The organism is Bartonella sp. MR30HLJHH (assembly GCF_042194195.1).
Taxonomy (GTDB): Bacteria; Pseudomonadota; Alphaproteobacteria; order Rhizobiales; family Rhizobiaceae; genus Bartonella; species Bartonella grahamii.
Map to the genome: position 1 here is coordinate 50,767 of NZ_JBHIMO010000006.1, position 21,844 is coordinate 72,610.

A 21,844-nucleotide genomic window follows, 5' to 3' on the forward strand; every position below is an offset into this window, starting at 1 on the left:
TCTAATGTCAGCGCAGATGCACGTTTGATGATATATATTGAGACCGATAAGGGGACTACAAGGAACTCCTGTTTTTGTATGCCAGATAGGAAAAAGGATGTTGCGTATATTTGTTGGGGTAATCTCTGAAATGGAGATAAAACCTAATTGAGGGAGAATATAAAGCCATAAAAATGAAAACCAGCTTCCATTTTACAACTTCCTTTTAATTCTGCTTTACAACTTTCAAAGGCATTGACAGCAATATCTTTTAAATAATGGATATTACATATTGGTTCACGTTTTTGTTTATTGGGTTATTTAAATCGTATATGCCTTTCACGTAAAACAAAACGCTATTATATTGCCAATTTACGTGCTTGTTTTAAAGAAATATTTCTCCCCAAGCCCATTACGGCGCTTGTGGATGGCGTAACGTAAAATTTATTGGGGACCATCTCCTTGACTTAGATCAAAGGTGTCAGTTGGTCGTCATCATTTTATTTTTAGTTTTCGTGTTGAACAGCTCTTGTGTTGATATGAAGCATTCTTATTTCTTTCTTCAAATAATGTGACTCCATATTCCTCCTTGGCTGGTGATGTGTAAGGGAATAGTCTTGATTGATTGATCATGTACAGATTTGAAATGAGCAAATCTTACGATATTTGGAGTCCATTCAAGATTTATAATGATAAAGTATCATTATAAATCGAATATTTTACCCAAAAATAATGTGCCTTTTAAGAAGATAAAAATTAAAATTTTTAGAATACCGGCAATAAAATCAGTAACGAGGAGGGTGGTTTATTGGGAAAAAATAAGCCATGGAATTACTTAACTGATTACGAAATTTTGCTTATTCTTATCTGTTTCTTATAATTAAACATAAGATATTGATTTATAATAATTGATTTTTTCTTTATAGTGAATAATTTCCCCGACGAAAGGCAGCTTCTCTGAAACCATGAAGCCTTTTATATTGAAACAATTAAATCATTCCTGTGTATATCACGAGTGGAGTTGGTGTATGAATAAAAGATTATTGAAGAAAGGAATAAAAATATTCCTTATGAATCTTCTTAAGTGTCAAAGGTATTGCGACATTAGAAGCTAGTAAATAGTATGATGATATTAGTTTTCTCCTTCATAAGTGTAAAGATAAGGTGAGACAACGGATTTCACATTAAATATTGTCCGAATCCAACAAATGAGCAAAATCACTTTTTAAGAGTTTTGCATAAAAATGTATTTTCAGTTAGTTTGTTAGGAACTATGAGAAATTCCTTTATTGCGCTTAATATAAATAAATCCATATCCCAGACCGATAAGAGCAGATAAACCAGAGCCACAAAGGACCCCAATTTTTGCAGCATCAAGCAGAATAATATCTTTAAAAGCGAGCATTGAAACAAAGATAGACATTGTAAAGCCAATTCCTGCTAAAAAACCAATGAGTAAAACACCTGTCCATGTCATATGAGGGGGTAGGCGGCATAGCCCTGATTTTACAGCTATATAACTGGCTGTGATAATACCAAGAGGCTTACCAACGAAAAGACCAATGACAACACCCAAAACAATCAAGAATGATTTGTCAGAAGAAAGATCAAAGTTTGCAAAACTTACTCCTGCATTTGCGAAGGCAAAGACCGGCATGATACCATATGCAACCCATGGATGCAACGCTTTTTGAACGCGTGTTACTGGAGCAATCATGGCCCGTTGTCCTTTGCGCATTTTTTTCAATGCGGTTGAAATATGATGCAGATCTGTTTTTGTATTTTTTTCTTGAAGAATTTGCATAGCGTTACTGAGCATGGTGAGTGGCGCCACAAGAGTACGGGTAGGAAGAACGGGAGTCATCATTCCTAAGATTACACCAGCAAGTGATGGGTGAACACCTGTTACCATTAAACCCCACCAGATGATTGCACCAGGTAAAATGTAAAGCCATGCTGATGCAAGTCCGATCCACTGAAAAAATAGCACCAAAGCAATACCTGCTCCTGCAATCATTAAACCGCTAGGATCAATGTTTGTTGAGTAGAAAAAAGCAATAATAAGAACAGCGATAATATCGTCAATAATCGCTAATGATAGAAGAATAATATGAAGATTAGAAGGAATTTTTTTTCCAAGAAGAGCAAGAATACCTAGAGCAAAGGCAATATCTGTTGCTGTTGGCACAGCCCAACCGCGTATATGCCCCTCGTTAAAGTTGAAGATAAAGTAAATAATTGCGGGAACACAAACGCCTCCTATTGCGGCAACAATTGGTAAGATTGCTTGTCTAAAATCGGCAAGAGCACCTTCATGAATTTCGCGTCGAATTTCCATTCCTGCGACGAGAAAGAAAATAGTCATAAGAGCATCATTAACCCAGAAATGTAAATCCCATGAAAGAGTGAAATGACCCAAATTAAAGCCAAGAGGTGTATGCCAAAAAGATTCATAGAAAGCAGCATATTTAGAATTGGCAAAAATAAGTGCAGCAGCAGCAGCTAATAAAAGAACAATACCACTAAGAGCTTCAATATGGAGAAAACGCTCGATCGCAGAAAGCGCTTGATTGGTGACACGAGAAGCGCGATTAGGCAGGCGATTTGAAGATAAATCAGACATGAACAACTCCAAGCATCGACAATTTTAGATTCTATATTCTCTGTGTAAATGACTTTGTATGATAGCTTCTGTATCATATAAAAGCAAAAAGAGGAATAAAGTTCTTAATTTATAGACAAAATCATCATATTTAAAGCACAAAATGTTTAACGCGACGCTTCATTTTTAATAGTGAGATGTACTTTGCTTAAAGCCTTAGATAGATCATTTTGTAGAGCAGATTCGAGATCAACTATTGCGAGACCTTTATTGTCTTTTGCTTTAATTTTAATAATCAATGTTTGTGGATTTTTAGCAAATTCCCCTAAGGATTTTGAAATTTTTTCTGCTTCGTCATGATTTTTTAGCAGCATTTTTGGGGTTTGCGTCATCATTAGATAGAAATCGTCATAGAGTTCCTTTTTAAGATCATGTTGGCTGTCATTAAGATTTTGCGCAAGATAAGAAAAAAGCTTCTCAATGAAACCTGCATCCCTATATTGCACATCAATTTCATTGATGCCAAAGTCTTGAGAAGCAGCAATCATTACATTTTGCTGACCAGAAAAAAGCTTTTCATCAACATCAATAACCTTAGCTGATATGTTCCCAGATCCAACGTCTCTCATATTGAAAGACATTGCATCAAGAAGGAGCATACGTTTTTTTTCATCGTAAGAAATATCAATTTTTCCTGAAATGTCAAAGCGCTCAAAGTTCAGATTTTTGAAGAACTCTAAGTCTTTTTCATTCATTTTTTTAGGTAAAACAGAAAGGTTATTGAGAGAAAGAAAAAGCTTTTTGGGGATAGGTTGTTTCCACAAGGTTGGTTTAAATTGGAGTGATTCGAGTGTTGCTTTCAACTGCGGTATATCAACGGTGATATTATCAATTTTGGCATCCGCTGAGGTAATGGCGAGCAGTATGTTTAGAAGAAGACCATTTTGTGCTATTTTTTCAGCGATTTTATTATTCTCTTTTCTTGCATTAAGATAAGCTTTGATCAATTTTTCAGGAGCTTGTTCAAGCGGCTTCATTTTTAAACCAGATGTTTTAAACTGTCCGAGGAAGAAAGAACTGCTTTTTTCCGCTTCTTCTAAAACATCGACACTTACATTATTCAGAGAAATGGGGCCAGTGACGGTTTTACCTTGGTTGAGAGCATTGTTTTTTCCAAAAATGATAGAATAGGCATAGTTGATGTCGATATCATGGGCTTTTATTGTATCACTTTTAGCCATAAGCTGCATCTGTTTGGCACCATTTACTGCAACTGTTTTAAGATCCATATTTTTAATACTAACTGAACGGATATGGCCATTTTTAAAATCAGAAAGCTGGAAATTCTTGACTTCAACCGTTTCTATTCGGTTGTTTTTATTTTCTATAGAAAGTTGTATATTGGGAGCAATAATTGAGGAAAGCTCAATACGCATCATTGATTGTAAAAGCCGTGATGTTATCGTTCTATCTTTTTCTTTTAAGGATACATTCCGAAGAGAAATTTGGGGAATTTGCACATGAATATTATTATGCTTTAAATCAACATTATAAAATGTAAAAGTTCCGGGAATAAAGGAAAGGGGAGGACGGGCAGAAATGGCACCAATTCTAAGTGATGTACCAGCTGGAACAGGTAATGTCACATTCTTCAAATTGACTCTACCTAGAATGCTTACTTCAGATGTTCGGGCTTTTATGCCACGACGGGCTATTTCTTGTTTTACAAAACTGTCAAGATAGGGTTTTGCGATATAAAATCCACCAACAATTATAATTGCCAAGATAGCAACAAATCCAATAATGCAAGTGAGCCAATATCTGAGGTTACTTTGATACCCACTATTAAGATTGACCATTCTTTCTTCTTTCCTTTTTATCACTCTTTGAATTGAGAGTGAAGATAAATTCTTTTAAGCAACGACAAAGGTTTAAATATAGCGTGTACCAGTTTCAACAATTATCTACTCTCTATATTAGAGTTATTCTCATCTTTTTTGCAATATAGCTTTATCAACTTTTATCAATTTTCTTTGAGTTCAGCTCTTTATAGAAAATAACGCATAATAACGCATAATAAGGAGAGGTAAGTTTATGCGCATCATATTTTTTATCATTTTAAAATTACCCTAAAATATTCCGATGTCTGTTTTTATCTTGCTGCTGTTTATAGGAATATTTAAAACATAAAAAATATGTTTTTGTGCATTATAATTTAATGGGGAGAGGTGAGTGTTATGACAGAAAATCAAATAATGGCTTTTTCGATCATTGGTCTCATGATGGTTGTTTTTATTTGGGATCGATTTCGTTATGATCTTGTTGCTATTTGTACGTTATTAATAGCTTGTGCTCTTGGTCTTGTCAGTCCGAAGGAAGCTTTTAGCGGTTTTAGTAATGATATTGTTATTATCGTGGGGAGTGTGTTTGTTGTCAGTACGGCTGTATCGCGCTCTGGTATAATGGAATTTATTATTCAACGGATATGGCCAGACGTGAAATCTGTGCGTCTTCAATTAGCCTTTTTAGTTCTTTCTGTTGTTGTATTATCAATGTTTGTTAAAAATATTGGTGCTTTGGCTATTATGCTTCCGATAGCTTTTCAGTTTGCACGTCGTTCTCAGGTTTCTCCTTCTGTCTTTTTGATGCCCATGGCCTTTGGTTCTTTGTTGGGGGGGCTTATGACACAGATAGGAACATCTCCCAATGTTGTTATTTCAGCGATGCAAGAACGTTTAGCAGGAACACCTTTTACTATGTTTGATTTTACACCAGTTGGTGCGGTTATTGCGGCGGCTGGTGTTGTATATTTAGTCTTTTTTTATTGGCTTTTGCCTGTACGTGTGCGTTCAGGTGTATCATTTGATGATGCCATTGATATTCGTAATTATGTTGCAGAAGTGCGTATTCCAATAAATTCACCGATTATAGGGAAAAATATTGTTGATTTGGTTAAGCCATCAAGTGGTGACGTTATGGTGATTCAAATCATCAGAAACAAAGTATCTATTTCACCGTTACCAGATTTTGTTTTGTCTGAAAATGATATTATTTTGCTGGAAGGGTCGCATACAGGGTTAGATAGCGTGATGAACTCTGCTCGTTTAGAGTTTTCTAAGGGGCGAACTATTGCTGCAGGTGATAAGGACAGTGACATCGATATTATTGAAGCAGTCATCACCCATAATTCACCTCTTATTGGTATTAGTGCGAAAGAGTTTTCCCTATTTGATCACTATAATGTAAATTTGCTTGCATTAAGTCGTCAACATGAAAGGGTGCGGGGAAGACTTGATGATATTATTTTCCATCTTGGCGATGTGATTGTTTTGCAAGGACAGGATGCAGTTATTCCAAATTTATTAAGAGAATTGAAATGCCTGCCCCTAGCAAAACGAAATATTGTGTTTGGAAATTTACGACATGGTTTCATCTCTTTAGCTGTTTTATTTATAGCAATTATTTTTACAGCTTTTCATATTGTTCCCGTTGCGTTTTCTTTTTTTTCTGCTGCTGCTGCAATGGTTATCTTTCGCGTTTTGCCCGCGCGTGATCTGTATCAGGCATTAGATGGCCAAATATTAGTACTATTAGCGGCTCTTATTCCAGTGAGTGAAGCGTTAGAGAAAACAGGATGTACGGATCTCATTGGACAATGGCTGAGCCAATTGGCAGTATTTTTCCCGCCATCTGGTGCCTTAGCACTTATGTTGGTGACAGCTATGTTGGTCACGCCATTTTTGAATAATGCAGCAACAGTGATGATGGTAGCACCAATTGCGTCAAGTTTTGCTCATTCCCTACATTATAAGCCTGAAGCTTTTTTGATGGCTGTTGCAATTGGTGCGGGCTGTGAGTTTCTTACACCTATTGGACATCAAAGTAATATGCTCGTGATGGCACCAGGAGGATATCGTTTTAGTGATTATCCACGTTTGGGTGCTCCATTGGCGGTGTTGATCGTTATTATTGCTGTTCCAATGCTTATGTGGGTTTGGCCCCTACAATAGGATATTTTTAGAAACTTTAAGGATCAATTACAAAAGGTTGTTAATCGTATAAAGATAAGTTGAAGGGATACATTTTGTATAAAGAGCTTTAACTGAAGATTTGAAATTATACCACACTTTTATTATGGTACTTCGGTATTTTTGATACAGATAAGATTCATCTATTTGGTTTTAGTAGGTGTTCGTGGAAATTTATTTTTTGTTCAAGTTTTTAAAAGAATTGTCTTTTCTATTATAATTCTATAATCCAATATTATCAACGATTGCGTTGAAGACTTTAAAAGATTATCTCTCTATATAATGGGGAGAAAGTCCGCTTGAGATGATAGGCAATCATGATAAATATTAAAACAGTGAATTTTTTATAAGACTCAAAACAATATATAAAAGCTGTAATGTGAACAAACAGGGCGGTTACATCATTTTCGATTAAGACTGTTGCAAAAATCCGATTGATTTGGCTACTGTTGATTTAAAATAAATAAACGAGCAATTTAAAGATTTTTAGTTAATTAGGACTACCATCTTTGTCCATTTATGCGTAAAAGCACAGGGAAAGTAACTTTTTTCAAGGTATGATATATGTCGTATGATAGTTTTATTGCTGAAGTGAATGCAGAATTTCGTCAGGAAAAGGCGCTTGCTTTTTGGAGGCGGTATGGTTTTTCAATTATTGGAGCAGCTATTCTTTTTATACTCATGATAGTTGCTTATCAAATTTACCATCATCAGCAAATAAAGAAAGCCGGTTATATTGGTGATGCATTTGTAAAAAGTCTTGATTTTGCGGATACACGTCATTTTGATAAAGCGATAAAGCAATTAGAAACTGTTAAAACCTCTCATTTTGGGGGGTATCCTTTTCTTGCTCGTTTACGTGAGGCTTCTTTACTCATGGAGAAGGGTGACATTATTAAGTCAGTGGAGATTTTTGATTCTGTTGCAACGGATGAGAAAGCACCAGAGATTTTGCAGAAAGTTGCAAAAATTCGGGCGGCTTATATCCTAGTTGATACAGGGACATTAGCTGATGTTGAAAAGCGTATCAAAGATATGACAAGTGATACCGATCCTATGCATATGTCTGCAAGAGAGGCTTTAGGTTTAGCTGCTTATAAGGCGGATAAAATGGATGAGGCGGTTTATTATTTTAAGAAAATTTCTGAAAAAGGTGCTTTGGGTTCAAAAATAACAGATCGGGCTCGAATAATGCTTGAGCTGATACAAGCTGAGGGCAAGGCAAATAAGGAATAAATCGATGAGCCTTACCATTGCTATCGTTGGTCGTCCCAATGTTGGGAAGTCAACACTATTTAATCGTTTGGTTGGGCAAAAATTGGCTTTGGTTGATGATAAGCCTGGTGTAACACGTGATCGACGTATTCATGCGGCAAAACTTCAAGATCTACGTTTTGATGTGATTGATACGGCTGGGCTGGAAGAAGCAGGTGATCATACACTTGAGGGGCGTATGCGTTCTCATACAAAAGCTGCGATTGATGAAGCGGATCTTATTTTATTTGTATTTGATGCAAAGAGCGGGATAACACCAAGTGATTTAAATTTTGCTTCATTGGTTCGCAAATCAGGAAAGCCAATTGTGCTTGTTGCTAATAAGTCTGAGTCAAGAGCGGCAACAGGAGGAGAGTATGAGGCGTGGTCATTAGGTTTGGGGGAGCCGTGCCTAATATCGGCTGAACATGGTTTGGGACTTAGTGATCTGCGTGATGCAATTATAGATGCTGTGGGGTCAGAGCATGCTTTTGGCAACAACAAAGAAGAAGATATTACGATACAGCTTGCATCTGTTGGTGATGATGTAAACGATTTGGAAGAAGAAGAGCTTATTTACGATGAAAGTAAGCCCATTAGGATTGCAATTGCAGGGCGTCCCAATACAGGAAAATCCACTCTTATCAATAGTATGTTGAAACAAGAGCGCTTGTTAACAGGACCAGAAGCAGGACTTACGCGTGATTCTATTTCTGTAGATTGGGAATGGCGTGGTCGTCATATTAAACTTTTTGATACTGCAGGTTTACGTCGAAAATCGAAAATTCAAGAAAAATTAGAAAAACTATCTGTTGCAGATACTTTACGTGCTATTCGTTTTGCAGAAGTGGTGGTCATTGTTTTTGATGCAACGATACCTTTTGAAAAGCAAGATTTACAAATTGCTGATCTTGTGATTCGTGAAGGGCGTGTTCCAGTTATTGCTTTCAATAAGTGGGACCTTATTGAAAATAGTCAGACCACATTGATTGATTTGCATGAAAAATGTGCGCGATTTCTTCCTCAAGTTCGTGGTTTGAGAGCTGTTCCTTTATCAGGACAATATGGTCAAGGGATTGATAAACTGATGGAAAATATCATGATGATGCACCGTGTATGGAATCGTCGCATTTCGACGGCTAAATTGAATCAATGGCTTGGAACTGTTGTTGCACATCATCCACCTCCTGCAGTTTCTGGACGTCGACTTAAGGTTAAATACATCACACAGGTTAAGACACGTCCTCCTGGATTTATGATTTCTTGCTCGCGCCCCAAAAGTATGCCACAGTCGTATTTGCGCTATCTTGTCAATGGGTTACGTGAAACATTTGATATGTCTGGTATACCCGTTCGCATATCATTACGAGCCTCTGATAATCCTTTTGCGACACGTTCCAAAAAGAAATAACTCTTTTTTGAGTAAGTCAATCTCCATTTAAGAACGCATGAAAAAATAAGATTTTTAATAAATTACAATGTTTTAATATCAAAAATAAATTGATCATTCTCAACAGATAATGGCGTTATCTTCAATCAAAGAAAAGGCTCTGTTTTAAAGAACTGTTGATAAAAATATCCAAACTTATTATAATCTCTTTATTTTCAATAGGTTAATGTGATTTTTATTATGTCTCATATCACGAATGAAATTGACGTATTAAAACAACTATTTAGCAACTTATCTGAACAGGATAAACAAAAATTCCTTGTCGAAATTTCCACTCAAAAGCAGACAATCACCAAAATGATTCAACGTAAAATTGTCTCTTGCTGTTCACATTGCCAATCTAAGCATTTTATGAAAAACGATAAAATTGGCAATAATCAATGCTATTTATTCCTTGATTGCCGTAAAACTTTTGTTGAAGGCACTGGCACAGCTTTTTTCCAAACCAAAAAAAAATTAGCAACACTCGAAAAATATGTGCATTGTATGATTGAGAAATACTCTCTGCGTAAATGTGCAAAAATCTGCGACATTAACTTTGCCGTTGCCTTTGCGTGGCGACACAAGATTTTAGATGCGTTACAGAAAATGATGGAAGAAGTGGAATTATACGGCTTTATCCAAGCCGATGAAATCTTTACTGCTATTTTGTACAAGGGACATCACAAGGATTGTAAACTACCACGTCTACTGCATAAACGTGGAACAGCAGCGACCAAGCTTGGCTTCTCTAAACAGCAAGTCTGTGTTCCAGTAGGCGTAAACTTAAATGGTCTTTCGATTGCAAAAGTAGCGAAATTAGGTCGCCCTTGTTTAGCGGATTTGCAAAAAGTATTAGACGGACGAATTGCCAAAGAATCGATTTTTGTAACTGATTCTCTCCGTTCGTACCAAAAACTCTCATTAGATATGAAGCTAAATCATATCCATATTCCAAGAAACAAACGCAAAGTCGGGATGTTTAATATTCAAACCGTGAATGGTTATCACAGTCGTCTTAAAGAGTCGATTATCCACTGCTTTAAAGGCGTGGCAAATAAATATCTGAATAACTATCTCGTGTATCACAACTTTGTGAATTTCGCCAAAGACACGCAAGCGAATAAAGAAGTAATCTTGTTTGATTTTATCCGCAATACCCCTTGTATTCGTCGTTCAATGGATATTGCCAAACGTCCTGCTATTTCTGTTTAATTCTCAAAATTTATTTGATATCACTTATAAGGACCCCAAAATGAGCCTACCAGCTTATAAGCCTACAAATAGCTTAGTCCTACCTATTCAACCTTGCAAATATATTTTGGGAGGTTGCTAATGACATCGTTTAAAACAGAGGATATGGTAAGAGATGAAGCAGCCAAAATACTTGGATTTGATTCTATAGAAGACGGTGTAAAACAAGGAGTAGGGCAAATAACTACCTTTAAACAGTTAGGTATTATTAGCTCAAACAAAAAACCTGACGGTTGGTACTTGCCACAATATACTACTGAAGTTGCTATTATATTGGAAACTAAAAATAGTAATGAGAATTTAAACAAGTATATATCGGGACTAGAGGACTATATATCTATCGTTAGAGAAAAATACCAAAAGGTTGTAGGTATTCTGTATAATGGCTCATATAGTCTAATTTACATAGATTCAGATAGAACTAATGGGATAACGTTTGTAGATTGTCCAAAAGAATTACAACATAAATCATTCTATATTTCTCTATTTGATAACAAAAGAATTGATAAAGGTAAAATTTATAACTTAACAAAAAGAATAAATGATAATTTGCATTTTAATTTTGCCGTGAAGAACTTATATCACAGAATGATTTTTACTGCCTGTGCTTTAGTAGCAGAAAGATATGATGCAAAATTAGCTGATATAAAAAATAGAGGGTATGCTTTCTTTCACGGTGCTATACGCTCTACATTAGCAAAATCTTTTTCTAATGCAATATCTCAGAATCAGAAAGTAAATTTATTACTTGAAGTGTATGATGAGATTAAAATGAATATAACTGAAAATCAAGAGTCTATAAATGACTTTATTGATTGCGTAATAGAAATATCTAACTCTATAAACTCTAAATTTTGGAATGGTGAAGATGTAATGGGGATATTCTTTAATGAATTTAACCGTTATAAGAAAAAATCTGATCACGGTCAAGTATTCACTCCTGATCATATAACTTCATTAATGTATAGAATACTTAACGTTGATCAAGATGATAAGATACTCGATGCTACTTGTGGAAGTGGTGCATTCCTTGTTAAATCTATGTGTAATATGATACAGGAAGCTAGAGGAGTTAATACTAAAAAAGCTAAGAAAATAAAACAAGAACAGCTTTTTGGAATAGAGTTTGATCGAGAAATTTTTGCTTTAGCTTGTGCTAATATGCTGATTCATAAAGATGGTAAAACTAATCTAGAAAATTTAGATGCTAGAAGCGCGACAGCTAAATCTTGGATTGAATCAAAAGGAATTACCAAAGTCCTTATGAATCCGCCCTTTGAGAATAAATATGGTTGTATAGATATTGTAAAAAACGTATTAGATTCAGTTAATAAAGATGTTTTATGTGCTTTTATTCTACCAGATAAAAAGCTAGAAAAAGTGCGAAAAGCGAAGAAAATTCTTGAAAAACATCGGTTATTGAAGATTATAAAACTACCTGAAAATTTATTTTCTGAAGGTTTATCCACGTCTATATTTGTATTTAATGCTAAAACACCGCAAAAATCACATCCCATTTTTTCTTGTTATATCGAAGAAGACGGATTACAGACAGTTAAAAATCAAGGAAGACAAGATATTAGGGATGAATGGATTATTAGAGAAAATTATTGGGTGGATGTAATTACTAAAACCAGTGGAGACAAAACAATAAAATGGCTTAATCCTCAAGAAAATTTAAGTTATTTTTTTGAGCAAGAACCATTAAGCATTGATGAGAATGATTTTGCTAAAACACTTATGGAAAGACTTATTTTTGATAATAAGTTAGATATAAAAGAGCTATCTGAAAGAGTTGCTAAAAATGTCTTATATGAGAGTGTAATTGATTTTGAATCTAAAGAGATTAAGATAAAGGTGAGTAAGAATGATAACTAGCAATCTAGAAGCAAATTGGAAAGAGTTTAAGGTAAAAGATGTTTTTAACATAGAACGTCCATCTGCTCGAAAGAAGACTGATTATAATGATGGTTTAATACCATTTGTTGCATCAGGTAACTACAATAATGGTGTTGAACGTTATGTAACACAGTTGCTAAATGAGCATTTAGATAAAGAGAATTGTATAACAGTTAGTCCCTTAACAGGAACGGCTTATTATCAGGATAAACCATTTCTAGGCAGAGGAGGAGCAGGATCGTCTATACTGATCTTGAGAAATGAAAATCTTAACTATAATAGAGGATTATTCATCTGCACAATAATATCTAAAGTTTGTCAAAAATATAGTTACGAAGATATGGGAAATCAAAAAAGACTTGAAAATGAAAGCATTTGGTTGCCTTGTTTAAGTGGCAATGAAATAGATTGGGACTTTATGGATAGCTATATTGCAGCTCTTAAGATAGGAATAGAAAGTAAAATCGCTATCATAAAATCAATATAAACGTGTAAACAAATTAAGGCAGTGTACGCCACCTTTTACATTTTACCAAATTAACAGTTCTTTAAAACAGAGCCAAAGAAAAAACAGTTCTTTATTGAGCAATACATTGATTTATTTTATTATACCGTAAAATATCCCCTTTAGAATAGTGATATAAGGTACATAAAATTTTACGTATGTGGTGTTTTTTATTGATTATACGGTGAATATTCAGAGTAGAGTTTACCCAAAGTGTTTATGAGGTGAATCATATGAGAGATCAATAGTAAGGCACCTCCAAGAGCTGTCGGATTTTTTACCAATAAATTTAAGAGAAGTTTTCGTAATTTAAAATAGGTAGGAAACCAAAATCACTTACCATGATAGGTCTATCGTAATATTCACCTATTTCAACGTTCCTAGCCGAATCAAAAAAATCATTTATAGATACGTTGTGAAAAGAAAAAATGCGTGAAATAAAACTATTTAGGAAAAAAGCATAACCCTTTTAATAAATCATTTTAGTGCAGCATGAATACGATAGCAGAGTAAATGCAACAATAGGAGGCGGAAAAACTCATTATAGCACTGGCTTGTATAAAGAAAATTACTAAAATTTCCATTGTTGAACATAATAAGTAATTTTACAAGAGTTTATTCAAATAAAAAGCAAAAATATTCTCTATTCTATCAATATTCAACTATAAAAAGAAAGCCAAAGAATTGGTTACAGTTGTAAGAAACCGGGGGTGTAGTATCTAAGATATTGTTTACGTAGCCTTAGTTACTTAATACATAAATCATCATTCTCGTATTATATTTTAAAATAATAAATCTCTCATAAGAATCATATTTTATTTGCTTACGAGTGATAAAATGCACAATAAAATTATTTTCCAATATGTTTTAGAGTTGTGTCATGAGGGGAGATAGAGTGCGTTCAGGTGAGGTAGCAAAGCATTATTCGTAGATGAGAGATAATTATTTGCAAGGCGCAGAGGGAGTAAGGTTTATAAAATGGGAAGGTACATTATTTATTGCGATAAATTGGTGATAGATTTCTTTTAGTATCTTGACGAATAAATTCGGGAACAATATGATGCACACGGTTTTATGAAATGCATTCTTACTTTGCTTTTTAATTAAGGAGCCAATGATGGCGATGGGCGAGAAACCCGTTATAAGCCGTAAGGAGGCTGAAGAGGAAAAGCAAGGTGAGTATCTTCATTCAGAGGATTTGGAATGTCGTAGTAGGAACTTAAGCGTAGCTTTAGTGCGCAAGCAAGCATTAAAGAAGCGGAAGCATAAGAATAAGCGGGAAAAAACACAAGGAGGGATGACAGATGCAATTAAGCTTTCCAGTGAGTTTCTGGCGAGTGTTATAGTTGGTGTTGTTTTAGGGTTGGGGTTTGACAAGTTAGCAGGTTCGTATCCTTGGGGATTGGTATTTTTTCTCTTCTTTGGATTTGCTGCTGGTGTAGTGAGTATTCTTCGGTCTGTGGGGTATGTTTCCTCCAGTCAATTAGGACAAAAGGGCGTATTGCGCCAAGATAAACAAGATAAAGGGGCCAATGAGAGGTCCGGTAAATGAGGTTGAAGTGACAGCGCACGCTCCAGATCCTATTCATCAGTTTGAGGTTTCAAGGCTGATTAAGATTTCCATAGGAAATATGGATTTATCGTTTACAAATGTATCATTGTTTACAGTCCTCACGGTTGTTATAACTTCTATTTTTCTCTTCATTTCATCATCAAGTCGTGGATTGGTTCCAACGCGGATGCAGTCTCTTTCGGAAATGGCATATGAGTTTGTAGCATCGACTCTGCGTGAATCATCTGGTGTGCAGGGAATGCAGTTTTTTCCTTTAGTTTTTTCTCTGTTTACTTTTATTTTGGTTGCTAACTTTATTGGTCTTTTTCCTTATTTTTATACGGTTACATCTCAGATCATGATCACGTTTTCGTTAGCAATGGTGGTAATTTTGACGGTGATTGGTTACGGCTTTTATAAGCATGGGGTCAGTTTTTTGAAACTGTTCGTTCCCAGTGGAGTTCCTGTTGTGGTTTTGCCTCTGGTGACAATGATTGAGGTTATTTCTTTTCTCTCCCGTCCAATTAGTCTTTCTCTTCGTCTTTTTGCGAATATGCTTGCTGGTCATATTACGCTCAAAGTGTTTTCTGGGTTTGTTGTTTCAATGATTGGAGTAGGACTCGTAGGTGTGGGTGGTTCGGTTTTACCGCTTATTATGACTGTAGCGATTACTGCTCTTGAGTTTTTGGTCGCATTTCTTCAGGCTTACGTCTTTACGGTTTTAACTTGTATGTATCTTAATGATGCAATTCATCCAGGACATTAATAGAACTGGCGGTTTTCCGTCGAATAATACAATTTCGCTTTAAAGGAGAATAACATGGAAATGGTGCTTGCAGCAAAATATATTGGCGCTGGTCTTGCTTGCTTTGGTATGGCTGGAACAGCTTTAGGACTTGGTAATATTTTTGGTAGCTATCTTTCTGGGGCATTACGAAATCCATCGGCAGCAGATAGTCAGTTTGGACGTCTCGTCTTTGGTTTTGCTGTAACAGAAGCTTTGGGAATTTTTTCACTACTCATTGCTTTATTACTTCTTTTTGGGGTTTGATCATCATCAAAAGGGTATATCTGTTCTTGCATGAGGAAAGATTTGCCCTTTTAGCTCTTAACCAGCGAGATGTTAGTCAGTTATCATCGGTTATAGAGGGCTTTAATAAGCTATTTAAAGGATGAAAGAAGATGTTTGTTTCAAGCGCTTATGCACAGAATACTGAAACGTCGATAGAACATATTAAAAAGGTGGCAGAGCACGCAGATCGTGTGTTTCCGCCTTTTGATTTTATACATTTTGGTTCGCATTTTTTCTGGTTGGCAATTTCTTTCGGACTTTTTTATCTTTTTATCTCTCGTGTAATTGTACCACGTATTGGTGGTGTTATTGAAACGCGGCGAGATCGAATCGCATCTGATTTAGATCAGGCAATGCGTATGAAGCAGGAAGCAGACATTGTTGTTGAAACTTATGAGCGGAAATTAGCAGAAGCGCGTTTGAAAGCGCATGCTATAGCGCAGGTAGCTAGTGAAGAATTAAAAGAAAAAGCAGAGCTTGAACGGAAAGAAATTGAAGAGAGTTTAGAAAAAAAACTCGCAGATGCTGAAAAACAGATAGCAAAAATTCGGGATAAAGCGATGCAAAATGTTGGTTCTATCGCTGAAGAAGTAGCTCTTGAAATTGTGAAAAAATTGATTGACGTTGATATCAGTAAAGAGGTTGTTCGTTCAGCTGTTAAAACTGCGGATTATTGAGGAAGACAAAAATGACTGATACTTTTTGGGCATTTATTGGTTTAATTCTTTTTTTAGCTCTTTTAGTTTATTTCCAAATTCCACAGAGGGTTATACAGCATCTTGATGCGCGTGCGAAGCGTATCAAAGATGAGCTAGATGAGGCTCTGCATCTTCGTGAAGAGGCACAGGAAATATTGGCTGAATATCAGCGCAAACATGCAGAAGCAGAAAAAGATGCGCAAGAAATTATTGCAGCAGCAAAACATGAAGTTGAATCTGTTATTGCTGAAGCTCGTACAAAAGCAGAAGAATATGTAAAAAACCGCAATAAATTAGCAGAGCAAAAAATTGCTCAAGCAGAAGCGGATGCAATACGTATGGTTTCTTCATCGGCTATTGATTTGGCAATTTCTACAGCACGTATCCTTATTGCAAAGGAATTAGATTCTAACAAGGCAGATGAACTTATTAAAGAGTCTCTTGAGAAAGAATCATTTATCAAAATGGAAACATATCTTAACTAATGATATTTGAGAGATAGAGATAAAAAACGGACTCTTTGGTTGCATAATTTTCTCAATATTAATTAATAAAAGTCATAAAAAATAAAAATTTATCTTCATTATTTTTATCAGTTAATAGGGCCTTTTGATTCTAAATGACAAGTTTTGAGAAGTCCGCAACCGATTGTGTAACAATGTGAGTACGTTGGAGAAGAGCAAGACGGTTAGCACGAACATCAGGTTTTTTATCATTCACCAATACTTTTTCAAAAAATATATCAATCAATTTTCCAAGTGGCGCTAGCACACTGAGTGCAAATGATAAATTTGTCGCATTGATGGGAGCTAGAACCTGTTTTTCTACTTCACAGATTGCACGATAGAGCTGCTTTTCTTCTTTCTCGACAAAGAGCTCAGAATTAATTTCATTCGCTATTGTTGTGCTTTTTTGAAATTCATTTTCAAGAATATTGGTAGTACGTTTTACAGAGGCTACAAAGTTCATTCCATCATGGGTATTGATAAAAGCGATAAGCGATTCGACACGACGTGCAACCAATAAAAAATCATCAGAATCTTTATTTAAAACGGCTTCAAGGGCATCGTAACGAGCACCTTCCTCTTTTAGATAGATTTTCAAACGGTCATGAAAAAAGAATAACAGGTCTGATAAAATATATTCTGTTTTTTCTGGAAGAAGATTCAGCAATTGTGAATTTTCTCTTTGAGAGATTTCATATTTATTTTTTTGTTTTAAGAAAAGATTCATTGCTAACTGAAACAGTGGCATAAGATTGATTTTCCAATCTCGCGAAAGTACAAGCCTAATAACTCCCAGTGCTGCTCGTCTTAACGCATAGGGATCTTTTGAGCCCGTTGGTTTTTCATTAATGAGCCAAAAGCCAACGAGCATGTCAATTTTGTCGGCGAGCATAACGGTTATAGCAAGCGGTTCTTGTGGAAGACGATCTGTTGGTCCTTGAGGTTTATAATGGTCCTCAATTGCTACAGCTACGCGAGGATCTTCCCCTTGAAGAAGGGCATATTTTTGCCCCATAACCCCTTGTAGTTCAGGAAACTCTCCGACAATTTCTGTTTGCAAATCAGCTTTTGCAAGGATTGCTGCACGTTTTGCTAAAAGAGAATCTGTCTGTATCAAAGGTGCAATTTCTTGTGCGAGTGTAGCAATGCGTTCTACTCTTGCACCTTGCGTACCTAATTTAGCATGAAAAGTTACATTCAAATGATCAAGTCGCGCCATTCTTTGATCGAGAGGTTTTTTTATATCAAGATCAAATTTTTTTATAGAAGATTCTAATTGTTGAATATCAGGCAAATCACGCTGATCGGTTTGCCAAAAATAAAGTGCATCAGAAAGACGGGCACGGACAACCTTACTATTTCCTTTTGAAATTTCTTTACCTTCATCATTTGAAAGAATATTAGAAACGAGAATAAAATGATGAGAGAGTTTTACTTTTTCTCCTTGTTTACGGGTAACAAAACATTTTTGATTGGTTCGAATAGTCAAGCGAATAATTTCTGGAGGAATATCAAGGAATGATTGGTCAAAATCACCCATCAGGATAACAGGCCATTCAACAAGACCAGCAACTTCTTCTAGGAGGGGATTGTCTTGAACCAGTTCTAAACCGTTTGCAAAGCAGAGATTTTGGGCATCAGCTAAAATAATATTCTTTCTTCTCTCGGCATCCAGAATGACTTTATGGGTTTCAAGTTGAGTAACATAATCATCAAAGCGGCGCACTTGAAATGGCTTTCCATCACTTAAGAAACGATGACCATAAGTTAAATTATTGCTTTTAAGAGAACCAATTGTAAACGGAATAACATGTGTTTCACCAATTTCTGGTCCGAAGATGCAAAGAATGTTTTGTAAAGGTCGAATCCACTTCAGAGCACCATTTTGTGCTGAATCTTTTCCCCAACGCATAGATTTCGGCCACGGAAAGTTGCGGATAATATTCGGTAAAATATCGGCAATAATTTCTTCTGCAGCTCGACCTTTTTTAACAATTTTAGCAATATAAAAATGACCTTTTTTATCATCATGTCCAATATGTGCTTCAGAAATATCGTTTAATCCTGTTGCACGTAGAAAACCATCAATTACATGCTGTGGTGATTTTATACTAGGACCTCTTCGTTCTTCATGGATATCTTTTGAGCGTATGGAAAGTCCGCGTATGTCCAATGTTAGCCGACGAGGTGTCCAATATTCACGAGCAGCTTCATAGATCAATCCAGCATTCACAAGTTGATCTGTAACAGATTTTTTGAGATCAGCAGCAGCTTTTCGTTGCATACGTGCGGGGATTTCTTCACTGAAAAGTTCAAGAAGAAGATCAGACATTAGGCTTCTCCAGTATATATTTGTCCAGCTTCTGTGAGTAAGAAGGCTTCCCCACAACGGCGCGCGAGATCACGAACGCGAAGAATGTAATTTTGACGTTCGGTTACAGAAATAACGCCACGTGCTTGCAAAAGATTAAAGATATGGCTCGCTTTAATACATTGATCATAGGCAGGAAAAACACAGCGATGTAATATATTTTCTTTATTTGGTTTTCCAGCATCAAGAAGTGCGCTGCATTCGCGTTCTGCATCGATAAAGTGCTGATGTAGCAATTTTGTATCAGCAAATTCGAAGTTGTAATATGAGTATTCCTGTTCTGCCTGTAAAAAAATATCTCTATAACTTATTTTGTTTTCTCCCTCCAAACCATTAAAATTAAGGTCATAGACGTTATCAACCCCTTGGATATACATCGCTAGACGCTCAAGACCGTATGTAAGCTCCCCTGAAACTGGAGCACATTCAATGCCGCAAACTTGTTGAAAATAAGTAAATTGAGAGACTTCCATCCCATCGCACCAGCATTCCCATCCAAGCCCCCAAGCACCAAGGGTGGGACTTTCCCAATCATCTTCAACAAAGCGAATATCATGCATTTTTGTATCAAGCCCGATAGCTTGTAGCGACTTTATATAAAGTTCTTGTAGATTGAGCGGAGAGGGTTTGAGAAGCACTTGGAATTGATAATAGTGTTGTAAACGATTGGGATTCTTACCATATCGGCCATCTGTTGGGCGTCTGGAGGGTTGGACATAAGCAACTTTCCAAGGGCGTGGACCTAGGGAGCGTAATGTTGTTGCTGGATGAAAAGTCCCAGCTCCGACTTCCATATCGTAAGGTTGCAAAATTGCACATCCATAGTGTGCCCAATAGTTTTGCAAAGTTAAGATTAGTCCCTGAAAAGAACGTTTGGGGTTAAGATGTTCAGGCAGTTTCACGCTTTATACTCTTTATATTGGACTAAACAAAAAAACAAAGTAATTTTAGTTTCTCTTTTTATTATTTCATGTGGGTTATGGTTAAGCATCGTTTATTGCAAACCAAATTTCAATTTTTCTTGAATTTGTTCAGAATTTTCTGGTTTTCCATCAATTGCGTGGTTCCATTGAAAGATTGCTTCACGTTTACGTCCAACTTTCCAATAAGCATCACCTAAATGATCATTCAGTGTTGGGTCCTCAGGCTGTAATCTGACAGCATTTTCTAATATTTGCACTGCTTTATTATATTCTTTTAGTTTATAATAAGCCCACCCTAAAGAATCGAGAATATGACTGTTGTGAACTTGCAAAGCAGAAGCTTTTTGCAGCATACGGAGCGATTCTTCAAGCTTCTCACCACGTTCTACAAGGGAATAGGCTAAATAATTAAGAACCTGCGGTTGGTTTGGAAAAAAATCAAGCGATTTTCTCAAGTCAATTTCTGCTTTTGGCCATTGCTTTAAACGTTCAAAAGCAATACCACGCTGATAAAAGAGTTTCCAATCGTCCTGCTGAAAGTTTTTTATCTGGGCAATAGCGGTGTCTAGAGTTTTAACGGCCTCAAGAAATTTATTGTCCTGCATATAAAAAGCAACGAGCGTTATCAAAATATTACGATCATTGGGAAATTTTTCATTTAACAATGTGAGTAATTTTATTGCTTCTTTGTAATTGTTGTTATTGGCAAGAAGGAATGCAAGATGAAGTTGTCCGTCTTTATAATAAGGAGATTTAGGGGATAAAGCGCGATAAAGTTTAATTGCTTTATGAGGATCACTCAATTTAGCAGAAATGTGTGCGAGCTGAAACAGTGTTGCGTCATTTTGAGGGTATAAGGCGAAAGATAATTGCTTAAAAATACGTGCAATTCGCCCTGAGTTTTTGTGGTTGAGGGCTGTTCCAAAATTATATAATACCTCGGCTGCTCCTTGTTGAGGTGTTTTAATAACTCTCTCTAAGAAAGAATTTTTTTCAATTTTTTCTCGAAAGTTTTTAAGGACTTCTCGACCTGACAACATTTGTTCGCCATGTTGGATTGTTTGAATAGCTTGGTTACGCATATTATGACGCAATTGGAATGAGGCATAGGCTATGATAATACGTTCATAGGTATTAGGAGCGATAAGAGTCCCCTGTTTGTTACTAAGTGCTTTAATGAAATATTTTTTTGCATCCTTTGGCTGTTCTGCAAGGTCGCTCATAAGTGCTAGATGATAAGATATAAAAAGGTCATACCAGACAGGACCTTTGAGTTTCTTAAGATCAGCGATTGCCTGAGATTTTTGTCCAGATCCAAATTTAATCCAAGCACCGATGAGTTCAGGTATTGGATTGTTGGATTTCGGAGGTTCTTTTGATTGCAGAAGAAAATTGGCATTCTTATAGTCTTTTTTGATGAGACTTTCTACCGACAAAGTTAAGGAAACAAAGGGAGTTATAACATCTTGCTCTTTGAGTTTTTGGGCTTGTTGGACAGCTTCTTTAAAGTTTCCGACCGAGAGCATAGCTTCAAGGAGCTCTTTTTGTGTTTCAATGTTATCAGGCTGATAAACGAGTGCTTGTTTAAAGTAATTGATAGCAAGTTCTGTTTTATTTTCATGATTTGCAACCCTTCCAGCTAAATAAGCACCTGTAAATGAGCTTGTATGAATTGCGGTGCTTATTTTACTGTAGGTGGGGAATGGCATCAGCATGATACCCACGATAAAGAGGGTAAAAATTCGGGATACCGTTGCAGAGCACATGGAGCT

At 36.0% G+C, this 21,844-nt stretch carries 16 protein-coding genes; 11 read left to right on the top strand and 5 right to left on the bottom strand.

Going from position 1 to position 21,844, the window contains the following annotated elements:
- Nucleotides 1-1,243: 1,243 nt before the first annotated feature.
- Together nhaA and ACFIKR_RS05080 are read right to left on the bottom strand one after the other, a co-directional pair.
- The gene (nhaA, locus tag ACFIKR_RS05075; RefSeq protein ID WP_375635794.1) at nt 1,244-2,602 is read right to left on the bottom strand and encodes a Na+/H+ antiporter NhaA; all 1,359 of its coding nucleotides are present in this window, start codon (nt 2,600-2,602) and stop codon (nt 1,244-1,246) included.
- Between the two features lie 146 nt (nt 2,603-2,748).
- The gene (locus tag ACFIKR_RS05080; protein ID WP_375659088.1) at nt 2,749-4,440 is read right to left on the bottom strand and encodes a hypothetical protein; all 1,692 of its coding nucleotides are present in this window, start codon (nt 4,438-4,440) and stop codon (nt 2,749-2,751) included.
- A gap of 378 nt (nt 4,441-4,818) precedes the next feature.
- On the opposite strand from ACFIKR_RS05080, the gene ACFIKR_RS05085 reads away from it, so the two are divergent.
- The 11 genes from ACFIKR_RS05085 to ACFIKR_RS05135 all read left to right on the top strand — a co-directional run bounded on the left by ACFIKR_RS05085 (nt 4,819) and on the right by ACFIKR_RS05135 (nt 16,757).
- Complete coding sequence (locus ACFIKR_RS05085) at nt 4,819-6,591, top strand: SLC13 family permease (RefSeq protein WP_375659089.1); 1,773 nt, start codon at nt 4,819-4,821, stop codon at nt 6,589-6,591.
- Nucleotides 6,592-7,173: 582 nt separating this feature from the next.
- Nucleotides 7,174-7,845 (top strand): tetratricopeptide repeat protein, encoded by a 672-nt coding sequence (locus ACFIKR_RS05090; RefSeq protein ID WP_375659090.1) that lies wholly within the window; start codon nt 7,174-7,176, stop codon nt 7,843-7,845.
- A gap of 4 nt (nt 7,846-7,849) precedes the next feature.
- A complete protein-coding gene (gene der, locus ACFIKR_RS05095) occupies nt 7,850-9,274 on the top strand; it encodes a ribosome biogenesis GTPase Der (protein ID WP_375659091.1) in 1,425 nt (474 codons plus the stop codon).
- Nucleotides 9,275-9,493: 219 nt separating this feature from the next.
- A complete protein-coding gene (locus ACFIKR_RS05100; protein ID WP_375659092.1) occupies nt 9,494-10,507 on the top strand; it encodes an IS1595 family transposase in 1,014 nt (337 codons plus the stop codon).
- Nucleotides 10,508-10,627: 120 nt separating this feature from the next.
- On the top strand, nt 10,628-12,424 hold the full coding sequence (locus tag ACFIKR_RS05105; RefSeq protein WP_375659093.1) for a class I SAM-dependent DNA methyltransferase: 1,797 nt from the start codon (nt 10,628-10,630) through the stop codon (nt 12,422-12,424).
- A complete protein-coding gene (locus tag ACFIKR_RS05110; protein WP_375659094.1) occupies nt 12,414-12,932 on the top strand; it encodes a restriction endonuclease subunit S in 519 nt (172 codons plus the stop codon). Before ACFIKR_RS05105 ends, ACFIKR_RS05110 begins: the two co-directional genes overlap by 11 nt.
- Before the next feature lie 1,135 nt (nt 12,933-14,067).
- Nucleotides 14,068-14,502, top strand: coding sequence for an AtpZ/AtpI family protein (locus ACFIKR_RS05115; protein WP_375659095.1), 435 nt, complete (start codon nt 14,068-14,070; stop codon nt 14,500-14,502).
- A 7-nt stretch (nt 14,503-14,509) separates the two neighbouring features.
- Nucleotides 14,510-15,268, top strand: coding sequence for a F0F1 ATP synthase subunit A (locus ACFIKR_RS05120; RefSeq protein ID WP_375635839.1), 759 nt, complete (start codon nt 14,510-14,512; stop codon nt 15,266-15,268).
- A gap of 54 nt (nt 15,269-15,322) precedes the next feature.
- Nucleotides 15,323-15,553 carry a F0F1 ATP synthase subunit C gene (locus ACFIKR_RS05125; RefSeq protein ID WP_005773968.1) on the top strand — a complete coding sequence of 77 codons (231 nt, stop codon included), beginning with the start codon at nt 15,323-15,325 and terminating at the stop codon, nt 15,551-15,553.
- Nucleotides 15,554-15,684: 131 nt separating this feature from the next.
- Nucleotides 15,685-16,251 carry a F0F1 ATP synthase subunit B gene (locus ACFIKR_RS05130; protein WP_375659096.1) on the top strand — a complete coding sequence of 189 codons (567 nt, stop codon included), beginning with the start codon at nt 15,685-15,687 and terminating at the stop codon, nt 16,249-16,251.
- Between the two features lie 11 nt (nt 16,252-16,262).
- Nucleotides 16,263-16,757, top strand: coding sequence for a F0F1 ATP synthase subunit B (locus ACFIKR_RS05135; protein ID WP_375659097.1), 495 nt, complete (start codon nt 16,263-16,265; stop codon nt 16,755-16,757).
- A 130-nt stretch (nt 16,758-16,887) separates the two neighbouring features.
- Here the strand turns inward: ACFIKR_RS05135 and glyS are convergent, their stop codons facing one another.
- From glyS to ACFIKR_RS05150, 3 genes are all read right to left on the bottom strand, one after another.
- Complete coding sequence (gene glyS / locus ACFIKR_RS05140; RefSeq protein ID WP_375659098.1) at nt 16,888-19,110, bottom strand: glycine--tRNA ligase subunit beta; 2,223 nt, start codon at nt 19,108-19,110, stop codon at nt 16,888-16,890.
- The gene (locus ACFIKR_RS05145; RefSeq protein WP_375655975.1) at nt 19,110-20,051 is read right to left on the bottom strand and encodes a glycine--tRNA ligase subunit alpha; all 942 of its coding nucleotides are present in this window, start codon (nt 20,049-20,051) and stop codon (nt 19,110-19,112) included. Before ACFIKR_RS05145 ends, glyS begins: the two co-directional genes overlap by 1 nt.
- A gap of 92 nt (nt 20,052-20,143) precedes the next feature.
- Nucleotides 20,144-21,838 (bottom strand): tetratricopeptide repeat protein, encoded by a 1,695-nt coding sequence (locus ACFIKR_RS05150; protein ID WP_375659099.1) that lies wholly within the window; start codon nt 21,836-21,838, stop codon nt 20,144-20,146.
- Between the last annotated feature and the right edge of the window lie 6 nt (nt 21,839-21,844).